Below are 14,370 nucleotides of genomic sequence, written 5' to 3'. Positions count from 1 at the left end.
GCCCTATGCCGTGAAGCCGCCGTCGATGGCGAGCGATGATCCGGTGATGAACTGGCTCTCGGCCGACGCAAGATAGGCGACGGCGGCCGCGATCTCCGCCGGCCGGGCATAGCGCTTGACCGCCATGAGCGCCAGTTCGGCGGACGCCGCCGGCCCGTCGGCCGGGTTCATATCGGTATCGGTCGAGCCCGGATCGACGATGTTCACCGTGATGCCGCGCTCGCCCACCTCGCGCGCGAGTCCCTTGGTGAAGCCGATCAGCGCGGATTTGCTCATCGCGTACAGCGTCACGCCGCCGTAGGGCACGCGCTGCGCGAAGCATGAGCCGATGGAGATGATGCGTCCGCCGGAACCCATATGCGCCAGCGCCGCCTGCGAAGCGACGAAGACCGCGCGCGCGTGGATCGCCAAGGTGTCGTCGATCTCTTGCAGCGTGGCGTCCTCGATCGGGCCTGAAGGGAACACGCCGGCGCTGTTGACGAGAATGTCCAGCCGGCCCAGTTCCCGGGCGGTATGGTCCACCGCCGCCCGGACCGCGGCCGGATCGCGGCTGTCCGCCTTGATGCCCAGGGCCCGCGCGCCGCTCGCGCCAAGTTCGCGCCTCAGTTCGTTTGCGGCGCTGTCCGAGTTGGCGTAGGTGAAGGCCACGGCGGCGCCCCGTTGCGCCAGGCCGCGGACGATGGCCGCGCCGATGCCGCGCGTGCCGCCGGTGACGAGGGCGGCCTTGCCTTTGAATTCCATGTCGACAGCTCCTTTTGTACCGATCGGTTAAAATTCTATGCGAACGGGAATCTCGCGTCAAAAAGCGCGGACAATGGTGTCGAAGCGACTATGGCGTGGGATGACGCCCCCGCATCGGCAAGCACCGACCTCAACCCCATCAAGGATTCCCATGCCCGGACTGGAACGCCCCGAAGACGCGCCCATTGCATTTGAAGCCGCCTGGAACAACCACGACATGCAAGCGCTTGGAACCCTGTTCCATGCGGATGCGACGTTCGTGAATCGCTTTGGCCATTACGTGCGCGGCGTTGGTGAGATCGTCAAGCTGCACGCGCCGATCCACCAGACCATCTATCGCGATTCCACGCTGCGCAACGAGTTGATCGACGTGACCGCAATCGGCGACGAGGCGGCGATCATCCATTTCTGGAGCCGCCTGTCGGCCGGTGCCGCGCATCCCGCGGGCCGCCACGTCGTCGACACGCTGATCCTGGCCGTGCTGACGCGGCAGGGCGACGGGTGGCGGATCAAGGCGCTGGAAAACGTCACCCTGACGAATCCACGCACGGGCGAAGCCGTGTTGAGGGACAGCCCGCCGGCTTGATCCGGCGGCGGGCGAGGGCGAGTGGCCGGTTGCCGCGCAGCGGCTGCTCAGTTGCGGTTGATCCAGTCCTGCGTATCCTGGATGAACCAGGGCAGATTCAACCTTTCCCCTTCGCCGGACTGGATGCTCAAGCGCTGGTCCGGCGAGCTGGTCGCGCCCCGCATGGAGGGGGAGGGGCGGCTGCGGTAGTCCAGATCGGTGGCCTGGCGCGGCGGGTTGTCGGCGCAGGCGGTGATCGATGCGCAAGCGAGCATGGCCAGGAGAGGGCGCAGCACTGATCGAGAAGTCTTCATGGTGTTCGGATTCCTGCTGGCGGCACACGGTGGCATGCCGGGGCAATCGGGATTTCTACCCTGTACCTTACTCCCGATCGCGGGCTTTCCGCGCTAGAGCGGCCGGACATAGCGCCGCGCCCGCGCCTCGATGCCGCCGATGCGGTCGATCTCGCTGCCGGTGTATTGCCAGCCCTGGCGTTCATAGAAGGCGATGGCGCGGGCATTGCCTTCCAGCGCGTAAAGGTACAGGCGCGTGGCGCCACGGGCGCGGGCCCAGGCCTCGGCGCGCGCCACCATCAGCTTGCCGGCGCCGGCGCCCTGGTAGGGCGGCAGGACGTGCAGATTGTCGAGCAGGACTTCGCCGGGATGGTCGTGTTCCTGCTGCACGCAGACGAAGCCGATCGGCTGCCCGTCCTGTTCGGCGATGAATACGGCCCGGGCGTCGAGGTTGGATTCCCGCATCCTGTCCTGCCAGTGCACCATGCGGTCGTCGGCCAGTCCGGCGTCGAGGAATCCGTCGGGCAGCAGGCCGCGGTAGGTGGCGGCCCAGCTGGCCGCATGCATGGCGGCGATGGCGTCGGCGTCCCGGGCGGTTGCCTGGCGCAGGGTGACGGGGTGGTCGGACATCGGGATTCCTTGGCGCGTCCGGCCGCGACGGCGCTGGCGCGGCAGCGGTCGGGGCGCGATCGGTTTGACAGGTCGGGCGGGCTCGCGCATGATCGACGCATGAACCGCCCGTCGCTTTCGTTCGCCCTGATTATTACCACCATTCGGAACATGGTGGGTTAGCGCGCGTCGGATCATCGCTGCATCAACCCGCCAAAGGCGGGTTTTTTGTTGGCCCGCCGCTGGTTTTCTCATAGGCAAGCCATGCAATCGAATCCGTCTTCCCTGTCCCCTTCCTCCACGCCGATGCTGCACTTTCTGTGCGGCAAGATCGGCGCCGGCAAATCCACCCTGGCGGCCCGCCTGGCGTCGCGGCCGCACACCCTGCTGATCAGCGAGGACGCGTGGTTGGCGGCCCTGTATCCGGGCGAAATCCTCAGCGTGGCCGACTATGGCCGCTGCGCCGGCCGCCTGCGCGACGCGATGGGCGGGCATATCGCCGCCGTGGTCGCGGCGGGGCTGTCGGTGGTGCTGGATTTCCCGGCCAATACGCGCGCAAGCCGCGCATGGCTGCGGCAGGTCGCGCAGGCCGCGGGCTGTCGCCATCAACTGCATTTTCTCGACCTTCCCGATGAGGTCTGCAAGGCACGGCTGCGCGCGCGCAACGCGTCGGGCACGCATCCGTTCACCACCAGCGAAGCCCAGTACGACGCCATCACCGCGTATTTCGTGGCGCCGCAGGACGACGAGGGCTTCCATATCGTGCGGCACGGACAGGAATAAGGCCGGGCGGCGGGGCGGGCGGCCTGCTATGATTACTGGATAAATAGCCAGTTGTCCTTCCGGCCGATGCTGCCCCCGCACCGCTACTACTACCTGCACAATTTCCAGCGCGCGCTCGCGTGGGTCGGCGAGCGCTATGCGGATCTGCTGGACGAACGCGAACGCCTTTTCATGGCCGATTTCGCGGCCTTGCCACGGGCGTCGCAGGCCTTGCTGACGCGCATGCTGATGCGGCGCGGGCCCTGGTTCCGCGCCAGCCGCCTGGTGTACGAGGAAATCCCGAACACCCTGGACGCCGCGGCGCCGTTGCTGGCGCTGGGCTGGCTGGACGCGGACGCGCCGATGACGCTCGATGAGCTGTTTGGCCTGCATACGCGGCCCGAACTGGATCGTCTCTTTGCGGGTGTCGTGGGCCGGGGAGCGGCGCGCAAGGCGGACCTGCTGGAAGCGCTGCGCGCCTCCCAGCCCGACGCCCAGCCCTATGCCCGCTGGCGCGCCGGGACGCGCGCGCAGCCCGACCCGGCGTGCGCCGATGCGGCCTGGCGGGTCGCCATCTCCGATCTGTGCGAACGGTTCCGGCTGATGTTCTTCGGCAACCTGCACCAGGACTGGTCGGAGTTCGTGCTGGCCGACCTGGGCGTGTTCCAGTACGAGGTGGTGCCGTTCGAACCGTCATCGCGCGCGTTCCAGGCGCGCCAGGACGTCGACCGCTACCTGGCTTTGCAGGCGTGCCGACAGGCCTTGGACGAAGGCCTGGATGTGGACGCGCAGCTGCGCGCGGTGGCCGGCTGCGCCAGCGACAACCCCTGGCTGGAAAAGCGCCGCGCCAAGGTGTTGCTGCGATTGGGACAAGCGTGCGAACGCGCGCAGGACTGGGCGGCGGCCGAGCGGGTGTATGCCTTGTGCGCCTACCCCGGCGCGCGTCATCGCCGTATCCGCGTGTACGAGCGCATGGCGCGTTTCCAGGATGCCCTGGCGCTGGCCCTGCGCGCCGAGGCCGCGCCGGAAAGCGAGGAAGAATCGCAACGGCTGGCGCGCATGCTGCCGCGGCTGCGCCGCAAGCTGGGACAGCACGCGGCGCGGCGCGCGGCGGCGCCGGTGGCGCGGCTGGACCTCGAACTGGACCGGCCCGCGGCGCCGATGCCGGTGGAGTTCGCCGCGCGCGACCACCTGCACCGGGACGACGCGCCGGTGCACTACGTGGAAAACACGTTGATCAATTCCCTGTTCGGCCTGTTGTGCTGGCCGGCGGTGTTCGCGCCCTTGCCGGGGGCTTTTTTCCATCCCTTCCAGCGCGGGCCCGCCGACCTCGACGCGCCGGATTTCCACGCGCGGCGACAGGCTCTGTTCGCCGCCTGCCTGGCGCAGTTGGATACGGGCGAATATCGCGACACGATCCGCCGGCGCTATGCCGACAAGCAGGGCGTGCAGTCCCCCTTCGTGTTCTGGGGCGCGCTTGACGAATCGCTGTTGCAGCGGGCGCTGGATCACTTTCCGCCGGCCCACCTGAAGCTGTTCTTCACGCGGCTGCTGCGCGACGTCAAGGCCAACCGCTCGGGCCTGCCGGACCTGATCCGCTTCCAGGCCCAGGCGCCCGGCTACGAACTCATCGAGATCAAGGGGCCAGGCGACAAGCTGCAGGACAACCAGATCCGCTGGCTGGCGTATTGCGCCGAGCACGGCATGCCGGTGCGGGTCTGCCACGTCAGCTGGCGGGAGCCGCGGCCATGACCTACGCCGTGGCGGTGCGCGCGTTGTGCGAATTCACGGCCCGCGCGGGCGACCTGGACCTGCGTTTCACGCCGGCGCCCAGCGGCCTGGAAGGCATGGCGGGCCACACGGCGGTGACGAGCCGGCGCGGCCCCGGCTACGAGACCGAAGTGGCGCTGGCCGGCCAATACGAGAACCTGCTGGTGCGCGGACGCGCCGACGGCTATGACCCGGTGGCCAACCAGGTCGAAGAGATCAAGACCTACCGGGGGCGGCTCGACAGCGTGCGCGACAACCATCGTGCCGCGCATTGGGCCCAGGCCCGGGTCTACGCCCACCTGTTGTGCGTGGCGCGCGGCCTGGCGCAGGTCCGCGTGGCGCTGGTGTATTTCAACGTGGCGACCGAAGAAGAGACGGTGCTGTCCGAGAGCCGCGACGCGGCGTGGCTGGCGGCGTTTTTCCATGAGCAATGCGATCGCTTCCTGGCCTGGTCGCGTACCGAACTGGCCCATCGCCAGGCGCGCGACGCGGCGCTGGAACGGCTGGCGTTTCCCCATGGCGATTTCCGCAGTGGCCAGCGCGAGCTGGCGGTGTCGGTGTACCGCAGCGCGCGCGACGGCCGCTGCCTGATGGCGCAGGCGCCCACCGGTATCGGCAAGACGCTGGGCACGCTGTTTCCGTTGCTCAAGGCCGCGCCGGGCAGCGGGCTGGACAAGGTCTTCTTCCTGGCGGCCAAGGGCTCGGGGCGCGGGCTGGCGCTGGCGGCGCTGGACACCCTGAACGCCCAGCCCGCGCAACCGGCGCTGCGGGTGCTGGACCTGCAGGCGCGCGACAAGACCTGCGAGCATCCGGACAAGGCCTGCCATGGCGAATCCTGCCCGCTGGCGCAGGGCTTCTACGATCGCCTGCCGGCGGCGCGCGAGGCGGCGCTGGCGCAGGGGCGGCTGGACGCGCCGGCGGTGCGCACCGCCGCCCGCGCCCATCAGGTATGCCCGTACTACCTGTCGCAGGAACTGATCCGCTGGAGCGACGTGGTGGTGGGCGACTACAACTACTACTACGACGCCACCGCCATGCTGTACGCCTTGACGCAGGCCCACCAATGGAAGGTGGCGGTGCTGGTGGACGAGGCCCACAACCTGGTCGATCGCGCGCGCCGGATGTACACCGGGGAATTGAACCAGCTGGGACTGGCGGCGGCGCGGCAGGCCGCGCCCAAGGCGCTGAAAAAGCCGCTGGACGGGCTGCAGCGCTCCTGGACGGCGTTCAACAAGAAGCAGGCCGAGGCCTACCAGGCCTACGACGAGGCGCCGGCCGGCGTGCTGGCGGCGGTGCAGAAGGCGGTGGCGGCCATCACCGACTACCTCGGCGAGGCGCCGCTGGCCCAGGACGACCCGGTGCTGGCCTTTTACTTCGAGGCCTTGCATTTCATGCGCCTGGCCGAGCAGTTCGGGCCGCACGCGTTGTTCGACGTGACGCGGGCCGAAGGCGGCGCATGGGGCGCCAGGACGCCGCCGTCGACGCTGTGCGTGCGCAACGTGGTGCCCGCGCCGTACCTGGCCGCGCGGCATGCGGCGGCGCATGCCACGGTGCTGTTTTCGGGCACCCTGAGCCCACAGCAGTTCTACCGCGACACGCTGGGCCTGCCGCCCGAGGCGGCCTGGATCGACGTGGCCGCGCCGTTCCAGGCCGAGCAGCTGGCGGTGAAGGTGGTGGGCAACGTATCCACCCGATATCGCGACCGCGAGCGTTCGCTGGCGCCGATCGCTGACCTGATCGCGGACCAGTATGCGCGCCGGCCCGGCAACTACCTGGGGTTCCTGAGCAGCTTCGACTACCTGCGGCAGGTGGCCGAGCTGATGCGGGTACGCCATCCGCAAGTGCCGATCTGGCTGCAGACGCCGGGCATGGACGAAAGCGGCCGCGCCGCCTTCCTGGCGCGATTCACCGAAAGCGGGCAGGGCGTGGGGTTCGCGGTGCTGGGCGGCGCCTTCTCCGAGGGCGTGGACCTGCCGGGCAAGCGCCTGATCGGCGCTTTCATCGCCACCCTCGGGCTGCCCCAGGTGAACGCCATCAACGAGAACATCAAGCGCGCCATGGAGCGCCGCTACGGCGAGGCGCAGGGCTACGACTACACCTATCTCTATCCGGGCATGCAGAAGGTGGTGCAGGCGGCCGGGCGCGTGATCCGCACCGAGCACGACGTGGGCACGGTGCACCTGATCGACGACCGCTATCGCCGCGCCAAGGTGCGCAACCTGCTGCCCAGCTGGTGGCGGGTGGACTGAGCGCGCGCCGATTTCCACCCGGACGCGGCGCGGGAGACGCCCCGCTGGCGGCGCCGTGGGGCCATGGCTTCAGGCCGAACGCAATTCCGTCAGCGGCTGGTTCGGATCGCGGCTGAGCTGGTAGCCGTACCACAGGCTGCGCGCCATGCGCTTGGCCATTTCACCGGCGGCGTCGGCCAGCGCGCGGTTGGGCAGCGCCGCCAGGGTTTCGCCCCACAGCGCCAGCCAGCGCTCGAACAGTTCGGCGCTCAGGTGCGGCATTGCCACGTGCTTGGGCATGGGCATGCCGGTGAAGCGGCGCGTGCCCAGCAGCACCGCGGACCAGAAGTCCGACAGCGTCGCCAGATGCTCGTCCCAATCGTGCACCTGGGATTCGAACACCGGCCCGAGCGCGGCGTCGGCGCGCGCCTTGGCGTAGAACGTATGCACCAGATCGCGGATCTCGGCTTCGGTGCAGATGTCGGGTTCGGACAAATGGGTCTCCTGGCGGCGTGAATCGGCAGCGCGAATAGTAGGGCGCGGCGGCGCAGGGGCGGATTGATCTGGCGCAAACCGCTGCCGGTCCGCGCGCGCCGGCATCCGGATCACGCGGCCGGCGTTCAATGCGGCTGGGGCCGCGCGGGCGCCATGGGCGCCGCCTCGGGCCGGGCAAGCAAGGCGTAGACCAGCACGGCCAGCAACAGCGCGAATCCGGACAGGGCGTACAGCACCTGCCCGAAAGCCACGTCGTAGGCCTGGTGCAGCAGGCCGCCCGCGCCGGGCAGCAACGCGCCGGCGACGTCCAGCTGGCCCAGCGCCGCGCGGTTGGCGGCCTGCAACAGCACCTGGGCGCCCGCGTCCGGCTGGTCGATGGCGACGCGGGCGTGGATCAGCGTGGCCAGCAAGGCGCTGATGACCGCGATGGCCACGCCGTCCGCCGATACCCGCACGGTGTTGAAGATGCCGGTCGCCATGCCGACGCGCTCGGGCGGCGCCACGCTGACCGCCATTGCGTCCATCAGCCCCCAGGGCAGGCCGATGCCGATGCCGATCAGGCTCATCGGCAGCCATAGCCGGCCGGCGTCGCCGCCCAGGTCGCGGGCCAACCAGGCCAGGCCGGCGGCGGCCAGCGCCAGGCCGATGCTGGACAAGATGGCGGGGCTGAAGCGGCGCGTCAGCAGCGCGGCCAGGAACGGCACCACCAGCAGCGGCGTGGCAAGGCCCATCATCAGCTGGCCGGCGCGCAACGCGCTGTGGCCGTCGATGCCGATGAAGCGACCGGGCAGGATGGCGATCAGGGCGATGAACAGAAACGCCGGCGAGGCGGCCAGGGCCTGCACGCCGACAAAGCGCGCGCCGCGAAACAGCGACAGGTCCAGCATCGGATGCGATGCGCGCATCTCGGTGGCGATGAAAGCGATGGCCAGCAGCGCGCTGGCCAGCAGCGAGCCGGCCACGGCGGCGTCGCGCCAGCCGTTCTCGGGCGCCAGCAGCATGCCGTAGGTGAACAACCCCAGCGCGCCGGTGAAGCTGAGCGCGCCGCGCCAGTCGAAACGTCCGCTGGCCGCGCCCGCCGTGGCGCGCACGCTGGCGGCCACCAGCGTCAGCCCGAGCAGGCCGACCAGGCCGGTGCCGTGGAAGACCCAGCGCCAGCCGGCCGTCTGCACCAGCCAGCCCGACACCAGGGGCCCGAACGACAGGCCGATGCCGAAGGTGGTGCCCAGCAGGCTGAAGGCGCGGGCCCGGGCCGCGCCGTGGAACAGCGGCGCCAGCGACGACATGGCGGCGGCGAAGGCCGCCGCGCCGCCCACGCCCTGCATCAGCCGCAGGAAATCGATCCAGGCGGCCGAAGGCGCCCAGGCGATCGGAAAGGTGAAGGCGCAGAACCACGCCAATCCGCCCAGCCAGACGCGGCGCGGCCCGTACAGGTCGGTCAGGCTGCCGGACACCATGATGACGCTGCCATAGGCCAGGATGTAGCCGTTGAGGATCCAGTTCAATTGCACCGGCGTGCCGCCGAGCGCATGGCTGATGGCGGGCAGCACCACGGCGGGGCCGGTGAAGCACAGGGGAATGAGCACCGCGGTGAGGCAGGCGGCCAGCAATTGCAGCCAGCGGTTGGTCATGCGGGAAGGAGGCAGGCGAGTCATGTCGATCACGTCAAACGAGGAGGGCGGCCGGGTCGGCCGGCAAACAGGGGGAAACGGCGTCGGCTCCCGACGGGCATGGCGCCGGGGAACACGGTGCCGGCAGGATAGGCAGCCATGGATAAAAGAAAAATAGGCTAGGATTCCGGATATTCCGGACATTGAAGTCCGTACTGAAGGATTCCGGCCATGGACAGCCTGAGCGGTATCGGTGTTTTCGTGCTGGTGGCGGACACCCGCAGCTTCGCGGAGGCGGGGCGCACCCTGGGCGTGTCGCCGTCGGCGGTGGGCAAGAGCGTGGCGCGGATGGAGGCGCACCTGAAAGTGCGCCTGTTCCACCGCAGCACGCGCCACATCACCCTGACGCCCGAAGGCGAGAAGTTCCTGGAGCGGTGCCGCCGCATCCTGTGCGAAGTGGAGGCGGCCGAACTGGAGCTGTCCGAGGCCGCCGGCACGCCCAGCGGCCGCCTGCGCGTCAGCCTGCCGCGCTACAGCCGCCTGTTCGAGCCGGCCATCGCCACGTTCATGAAGCAGTATCCGCAGGTGCGGCTGGACCTGGATTTCACCGACCGGATGGTCGACGTGATCGGCGAGGGCTACGACGCCGTGGTGCGTTCCGGCGAGATGCAGGACTCGGGCCTGAAGCGCCGGCGCCTGGGGCAGTTCCGCCGCATCCTGGCGGCCTCGCCCGATTACCTGGCGCGCCACGGAACCCCGCGGCGCGCCAGCGACCTGCAGCGCCATTGCTGCCTGCATTACCGCTATCCCAGCACGGGCAAGCTGGAGCAATGGCCCTTGAAGACGGCGGCTGGCGCGCCTGCGCCCGAACTGCCGCTGACGCTGGTCTGCAACAGCGTGGAGACCCGCATCTTCCTGGCGCTGGGCGACCTGGGCATCGTCTGCCTGCCGGATTTCACCATCAGGCAAGAGCTGGCTTCGGGCCGGCTGGTGACCGTGATGGATGAACGCACGCGCGGCAACGCCACCATGTGGGCGCTGTGGCCGGCCAGCCGCCATCCCTCGCCCAAGCTGCGCGTGTTCGTCGACCATCTGGCGCGGCACCTGTTCGATTGAGACCCCGGCGGCGCGGCAATTCCCGCGCCCGGCGCGGGGCCGTTCAATGGCGCGGCCCGCTTTCGGGCAATAATGATACGTATTTCGTTTTCGACAACCTCAAACCGGGCGCAGGCCGCGCAGCGGCGCCAGCGCGCCGCGGGCGGCCTGCGCCCGGGGAACAACAAGATGCATTCCAGAAAAAACAATCTATGGCGCGCCGGTTGGCTCGCGCTGGCGCTGGCGGCGGGGCCGGGCGCCGCGTCGGCCCAAAGCGCGCAAGGCGTGGTGGCTTCCGGGACGCCGGCGGATACGCCGCTGGCCCTGGCCAAGGGCGAATTCGTGGCCGGCCAGTGGGAGGCCGCGCCTGGCGTGACGCTGGACCTGCTGGACGCCGACGGTCGCCACCTGCGGCGCCTGAGCGATGCCGAGCGGCCCGCCGGCGGCCTGATGCTGGTGGCGCCCGCCGACGGCCGCTATACCGTGCGGGCCAGCGGGCAGGGCGCTTATCGCTGGACGTTGAACGAACGCGTGCCGCTGGCGGCGCAGCGCGCGCCGGCGCCCGCCATCGACAGCCCGCGCCTGGCGGCGCTGGCGCGCGAACTGGCGCGGGGCGGCAATACCGACGCGTTCTGGCGCGAGATCGCGGGGCAGGGCACCCCGCTGGTGGAGCCGGTCGACGCCGGGCGCGACCGGGTGACTTTCCTGTGGCGCGGCGCCGAACGCAACGTGCGGCTGTTCGGCGGTCCCGGGCAGGACCACACCATGCTGACCCGCCTGGGCGCGTCCGATGTCTGGTACGCAAGCTTCGTGCTGCCGCGCTCGACGCGGCTTTCGTACAAGCTGGCGCCCGACGTGCCGGAACTGCCCGCATCGGACACGGCGCGGCGGCGCGCCATCCTGGCGACGGCGCAGGCCGACCCGCTCAATCCCAAGGCCTATCCGGCGCGCGGCATCGACGCCTTCCAGTACGCCTCGGTGCTGGAGCTGGCCGACGCCGCGCCCGAACCCTGGGTGGCGCCGCGCGCCGGCGTGACGCCGGGCGAGGTGCAGACGCGGTCGATCACCAGCGCCATCCTCGGCAATACCCGCGATATCCAGCTGTATCGCCCGGCCGGCTGGCGTCCCGGCGCGGCGGACAATCACGTGCTGGTGCTGTTCGACGCCGGTCCGTACCTGAACCGCGTGCCCACGCCGACCATCCTCGACAACATGATCGCGGCCGGCGTGATCCCGCCGACGGCGGCGCTGCTGATCTCCAACCCCACCGCCGAATCCCGTGGCGTCGAACTGCCGCCGAATCCGGACTTCGCCGAGTTCCTGGCGCGCGAACTGATGCCCTGGGCCGCGCGCCAGGGCATCGCCGGGCCGGCCGCGCGCACGGTGATCGGCGGCTCCAGCTATGGCGGCCTGGCGTCCTCGTACGCCGCGCTGCGCCACCCGGAAGTGTTCGGCAACGTGCTGAGCCAGTCGGGCTCTTACTGGTGGGGCCAGCCTGGCGGCGAAGACCAGTGGCTGACGCGCCAATACGCGGCGGTGCGCAAGCTGCCGATCCGCTTCTACCTCGTGGCGGGCCGGTTCGAGACGGGCCGCGCCGGCCAGCCGGGCATCTTCGAGACCAATCGCCACCTGCGCGATGTGCTGCGGGCCAAGGGCTATGTCGTCACGCACAAGGAGGTGGCCGGCGGCCATGACTACCTGAGCTGGCGTGGCACGCTGTCGGACGGCCTGATCGATCTGATCGGCAAGGGCGCGCAGGCGCGGTGAAGCGGCGGGCGGGGAAGGATGCTATATGATGATTGTCATATAAATACTTCCGCCCGCGGGCTTCCCCATTCCCGGGCTTTCCCATTCCCTTTGCCGGAGCATTGCGCATGACCTCCGATTCGACCCGCGCGGACGCCGCCGCCCGCGACGCGACCGCCTCTTCCCCGTCCACCGATGCCAACCGCGCCGCGCGGCGCGAACCCAGCCTGGTCGACCAGACCGGCGCCGGCCTGGACGGCCTGGCGCAATTGCGCGCGCTGCTGGCATCGGGGCGCAAGCCGGGCATCCTGGTGTCGCTGGATTTCGATTTCGTCGAAGCCGAGGAAGGGCTGGCGGTGTTCGCCGGCACGCCCGGCCCGCATGCCTACAACCCCATCGGCACGGTGCACGGCGGCTATGCCGCGACCTTGCTGGATTCGGCCTGCGGCTGCGCGGTGCATTCGCGCCTGTCGGCCGAGCAGGCCTACACCACCCTGGAGCTGAAGGTGGCCTATCACAAGGCCATCACGCGCCACAGCGGCCGGCTGCGGGCCGAGGGCCGGGTGCTGTCGTTCGGCCAGCGCGTGGCCTACGCCGAAGCCAAGCTGACCGACGCCGAAGGCCGCCTGCTGGCTTCGGCCACGTCAACGCTGCTGGTGTTCGCCCGCCCGCCGGCCTGAAGGCCTCGGCCGTGCCGGGCACGCGGCCAAGACAGGGGCCGGGCCCGGCGGGCATCGGCCGCCCCGCGCGCGGCCGCCACGGCATTGGCGTAGTATCGTCGGCCTGCCAAGAAAAAAAGCGGAGACAACACCATGAATGCAGCCACGCCTGCGGCCGCCGGCCGCCTGAACGATATCGTCGCCATGCCCGCGCATGCGCTGTCGGACGCGATCCGGCAGCGCCGGGTATCCTGCCGCGAGGTCATGGCGGCCTACCTGGACCATATCGATGCGGTCAACCCCGCGCTCAATGCGCTGGTGGCGCTGCGCGAGCGCGCTGAACTGCTGCGCGAAGCCGACGAGCGCGACGTGCAACTGGCCGCCGGGCAGTGGCTGGGCTGGCTGCACGGCATGCCGCAGGCGCCCAAGGACCTGACCGCCGTGCGCGGCATGGTCACGTCGATGGGGTCGCTGGTCTACAAGGATCAGGTGAGCCAGCAGGATTCCATCCTGGTCGAACGGATGCGGGCGGCCGGCGCGATTTTCATCGGCCGCAGCAACGTGCCCGAGTTCGGCCTGGGTTCGCACACTTACAACCCCGTCTACGGCACCACCGTCAATCCCTACGATGCCAGCAAGAGCGCCGGCGGCAGCAGCGGCGGCGCGGCGGCGGCCCTGGCGGCGCGCATGCTGCCGGTGGCCGATGGCAGCGACTTCGGCGGCTCGCTGCGCAATCCGGCGGCATTCTGCAACGTCTACGGCATGCGGCCGTCGGCCGGCCGCGTGCCCAACGGGCCGTCCACGGAAGTGTTCCTCAAGCAACTGTCGTACGAGGGCCCGATGGGCCGCACGCCGCGCGACGTGGCCCGCATGCTGTCGGTGATCGCGGGCCACGACGCCCGCGCGCCGCTGTCGCTGGGCGACGATCCCGCCGTTTTCGCGCAGCCGCTGGACGCCGACCTGCGCGGCAAGCGCATCGGCTGGCTGGGCGACTGGGACGGCTATCTGCCGATGGAGCCGGGCATCCTGGACCTGTGCGCGCAGGCGCTGGCCGACCTGCAGGCGGCCGGCTGCCGGGTCGACGACTACCGCGTGCCGTTCGCCGGCGAGCGGCTGTGGCGCATCTGGCTGGCGCACCGGCACTTGATGGTGGGCGGCCAGTACCACGACCTGGTGCGCAACCCCGAAACCCGCAAGCTGGTCAAGCCGGCGCTGATCTGGGAAGTCGAGGGGCTGGACGGCATGACGGCGCGGCAGGTCTACCAGGCCACCGAGGAGCGCAGCGCCTGGTACCAGGCCGTGCTGCGGATGTTCGAGGACGTCGATTACCTGGCGGTGCCATCGGCGCAGGTGTTCCCGTTCGACGCCAAGCTCGACTGGCCCAGGCAGATCGCGGGGCGGCCGATGGACACCTACCACCGCTGGATGGAAACCGTCACGCCCTGGACGCTGGCCGGCTGCCCGGTGATCAGCGTGCCGGTGGGATTCGGCGCGGCCGGCCTGCCGATGGGCATGCAGTTGATCGGGCCGCCGCGCGGCGACCTGGCGGTGCTGCAACTGGCCCACGCCCACGATCAACTGCGCGACTGGGTCGGGTCCCGTCCGCCGCAAGGCCTGTGGGGGTAGGAGAAAGGCTGCAGGCTTGCGGCCATTTCGTACGCCCTGTCACACCAAAAGACAAGTCCCGTGTAAGCAGGCTTTGCTTTTTCCCGACGGAGCGCGGCGGGAATACGGGGTTTCCCCTGTTTTTCCGTAGCTGAGAGGCCGCGCCTTTGCAATAATTGCTGACTATTCCCA

The 14,370-nt window shown here is 70.0% G+C and carries 13 protein-coding genes; 8 read left to right on the top strand and 5 right to left on the bottom strand.

What is annotated here, in order from left to right:
* Positions 1–3: 3 nt before the first annotated feature.
* Positions 4–741 (bottom strand): SDR family oxidoreductase, encoded by a 738-nt coding sequence (locus tag ACUTAG_RS00740; protein WP_058664655.1) that lies wholly within the window; start codon positions 739–741, stop codon positions 4–6.
* A 151-nt stretch (positions 742–892) separates the two neighbouring features.
* Here ACUTAG_RS00740 and ACUTAG_RS00735 point away from each other — a divergent pair, with 151 nt between their 5' ends.
* Positions 893–1,327 (top strand): SgcJ/EcaC family oxidoreductase, encoded by a 435-nt coding sequence (locus ACUTAG_RS00735; RefSeq protein ID WP_058664654.1) that lies wholly within the window; start codon positions 893–895, stop codon positions 1,325–1,327.
* 47 nt (positions 1,328–1,374) lie between these two features.
* Here the strand turns inward: ACUTAG_RS00735 and ACUTAG_RS00730 are convergent, their stop codons facing one another.
* Both ACUTAG_RS00730 and ACUTAG_RS00725 read right to left on the bottom strand, forming a co-directional pair.
* Entirely contained in the window at positions 1,375–1,620 is a 246-nt protein-coding gene (locus tag ACUTAG_RS00730) for a hypothetical protein (protein WP_026382867.1), read from the bottom strand.
* A 93-nt stretch (positions 1,621–1,713) separates the two neighbouring features.
* A complete protein-coding gene (locus ACUTAG_RS00725) occupies positions 1,714–2,229 on the bottom strand; it encodes a GNAT family N-acetyltransferase (protein ID WP_054445042.1) in 516 nt (171 codons plus the stop codon).
* A gap of 243 nt (positions 2,230–2,472) precedes the next feature.
* Here ACUTAG_RS00725 and ACUTAG_RS00720 point away from each other — a divergent pair, with 243 nt between their 5' ends.
* The 3 genes from ACUTAG_RS00720 to ACUTAG_RS00710 all read left to right on the top strand — a co-directional run bounded on the left by ACUTAG_RS00720 (position 2,473) and on the right by ACUTAG_RS00710 (position 6,989).
* Complete coding sequence (locus tag ACUTAG_RS00720; RefSeq protein ID WP_054436511.1) at positions 2,473–2,991, top strand: AAA family ATPase; 519 nt, start codon at positions 2,473–2,475, stop codon at positions 2,989–2,991.
* A 66-nt stretch (positions 2,992–3,057) separates the two neighbouring features.
* Positions 3,058–4,722 carry a VRR-NUC domain-containing protein gene (locus ACUTAG_RS00715; protein ID WP_058664653.1) on the top strand — a complete coding sequence of 555 codons (1,665 nt, stop codon included), beginning with the start codon at positions 3,058–3,060 and terminating at the stop codon, positions 4,720–4,722.
* Positions 4,719–6,989 carry a helicase C-terminal domain-containing protein gene (locus tag ACUTAG_RS00710; protein WP_020928097.1) on the top strand — a complete coding sequence of 757 codons (2,271 nt, stop codon included), beginning with the start codon at positions 4,719–4,721 and terminating at the stop codon, positions 6,987–6,989. The genes ACUTAG_RS00715 and ACUTAG_RS00710 overlap by 4 nt, the downstream gene beginning before the upstream one ends.
* A 69-nt stretch (positions 6,990–7,058) precedes the next feature.
* Here the strand turns inward: ACUTAG_RS00710 and ACUTAG_RS00705 are convergent, their stop codons facing one another.
* Both ACUTAG_RS00705 and ACUTAG_RS00700 read right to left on the bottom strand, forming a co-directional pair.
* The gene (locus ACUTAG_RS00705; RefSeq protein WP_006384516.1) at positions 7,059–7,463 is read right to left on the bottom strand and encodes a group III truncated hemoglobin; all 405 of its coding nucleotides are present in this window, start codon (positions 7,461–7,463) and stop codon (positions 7,059–7,061) included.
* 125 nt (positions 7,464–7,588) lie between these two features.
* Positions 7,589–9,118 carry an MFS transporter gene (locus ACUTAG_RS00700; protein ID WP_054507371.1) on the bottom strand — a complete coding sequence of 510 codons (1,530 nt, stop codon included), beginning with the start codon at positions 9,116–9,118 and terminating at the stop codon, positions 7,589–7,591.
* Positions 9,119–9,304: 186 nt separating this feature from the next.
* On the opposite strand from ACUTAG_RS00700, the gene ACUTAG_RS00695 reads away from it, so the two are divergent.
* The 4 genes from ACUTAG_RS00695 to ACUTAG_RS00680 all read left to right on the top strand — a co-directional run bounded on the left by ACUTAG_RS00695 (position 9,305) and on the right by ACUTAG_RS00680 (position 14,199).
* Entirely contained in the window at positions 9,305–10,189 is an 885-nt protein-coding gene (locus ACUTAG_RS00695) for a LysR family transcriptional regulator (protein ID WP_020928095.1), read from the top strand.
* A 168-nt stretch (positions 10,190–10,357) separates the two neighbouring features.
* Entirely contained in the window at positions 10,358–11,935 is a 1,578-nt protein-coding gene (locus tag ACUTAG_RS00690) for an enterochelin esterase domain-containing protein (protein ID WP_058666060.1), read from the top strand.
* Positions 11,936–12,042: 107 nt separating this feature from the next.
* A complete protein-coding gene (locus ACUTAG_RS00685) occupies positions 12,043–12,594 on the top strand; it encodes a PaaI family thioesterase (RefSeq protein WP_020928093.1) in 552 nt (183 codons plus the stop codon).
* A gap of 132 nt (positions 12,595–12,726) precedes the next feature.
* The gene (locus tag ACUTAG_RS00680) at positions 12,727–14,199 is read left to right on the top strand and encodes an amidase (RefSeq protein ID WP_058664652.1); all 1,473 of its coding nucleotides are present in this window, start codon (positions 12,727–12,729) and stop codon (positions 14,197–14,199) included.
* Positions 14,200–14,370 lie beyond the last annotated feature (171 nt).

This window comes from Achromobacter sp. CSND-B12, assembly GCF_052906545.1.
This window is presented reverse-complemented; position numbering and strand designations above follow the sequence as displayed.

Coding starts and splice junctions, on each gene's coding strand:
- ACUTAG_RS00740 (WP_058664655.1), bottom strand. CDS start 741: ATGGAATTCAAAGGCAAGGCCGCCCTCGTCACCGGCGGCACGCGCGGC.
- ACUTAG_RS00735 (WP_058664654.1), top strand. CDS start 893: ATGCCCGGACTGGAACGCCCCGAAGACGCGCCCATTGCATTTGAAGCC.
- ACUTAG_RS00730 (WP_026382867.1), bottom strand. CDS start 1,620: ATGAAGACTTCTCGATCAGTGCTGCGCCCTCTCCTGGCCATGCTCGCT.
- ACUTAG_RS00725 (WP_054445042.1), bottom strand. CDS start 2,229: ATGTCCGACCACCCCGTCACCCTGCGCCAGGCAACCGCCCGGGACGCC.
- ACUTAG_RS00720 (WP_054436511.1), top strand. CDS start 2,473: ATGCAATCGAATCCGTCTTCCCTGTCCCCTTCCTCCACGCCGATGCTG.
- ACUTAG_RS00715 (WP_058664653.1), top strand. CDS start 3,058: ATGCTGCCCCCGCACCGCTACTACTACCTGCACAATTTCCAGCGCGCG.
- ACUTAG_RS00710 (WP_020928097.1), top strand. CDS start 4,719: ATGACCTACGCCGTGGCGGTGCGCGCGTTGTGCGAATTCACGGCCCGC.
- ACUTAG_RS00700 (WP_054507371.1), bottom strand. CDS start 9,118: ATGACTCGCCTGCCTCCTTCCCGCATGACCAACCGCTGGCTGCAATTG.
- ACUTAG_RS00695 (WP_020928095.1), top strand. CDS start 9,305: ATGGACAGCCTGAGCGGTATCGGTGTTTTCGTGCTGGTGGCGGACACC.
- ACUTAG_RS00690 (WP_058666060.1), top strand. CDS start 10,358: ATGCATTCCAGAAAAAACAATCTATGGCGCGCCGGTTGGCTCGCGCTG.
- ACUTAG_RS00685 (WP_020928093.1), top strand. CDS start 12,043: ATGACCTCCGATTCGACCCGCGCGGACGCCGCCGCCCGCGACGCGACC.
- ACUTAG_RS00680 (WP_058664652.1), top strand. CDS start 12,727: ATGAATGCAGCCACGCCTGCGGCCGCCGGCCGCCTGAACGATATCGTC.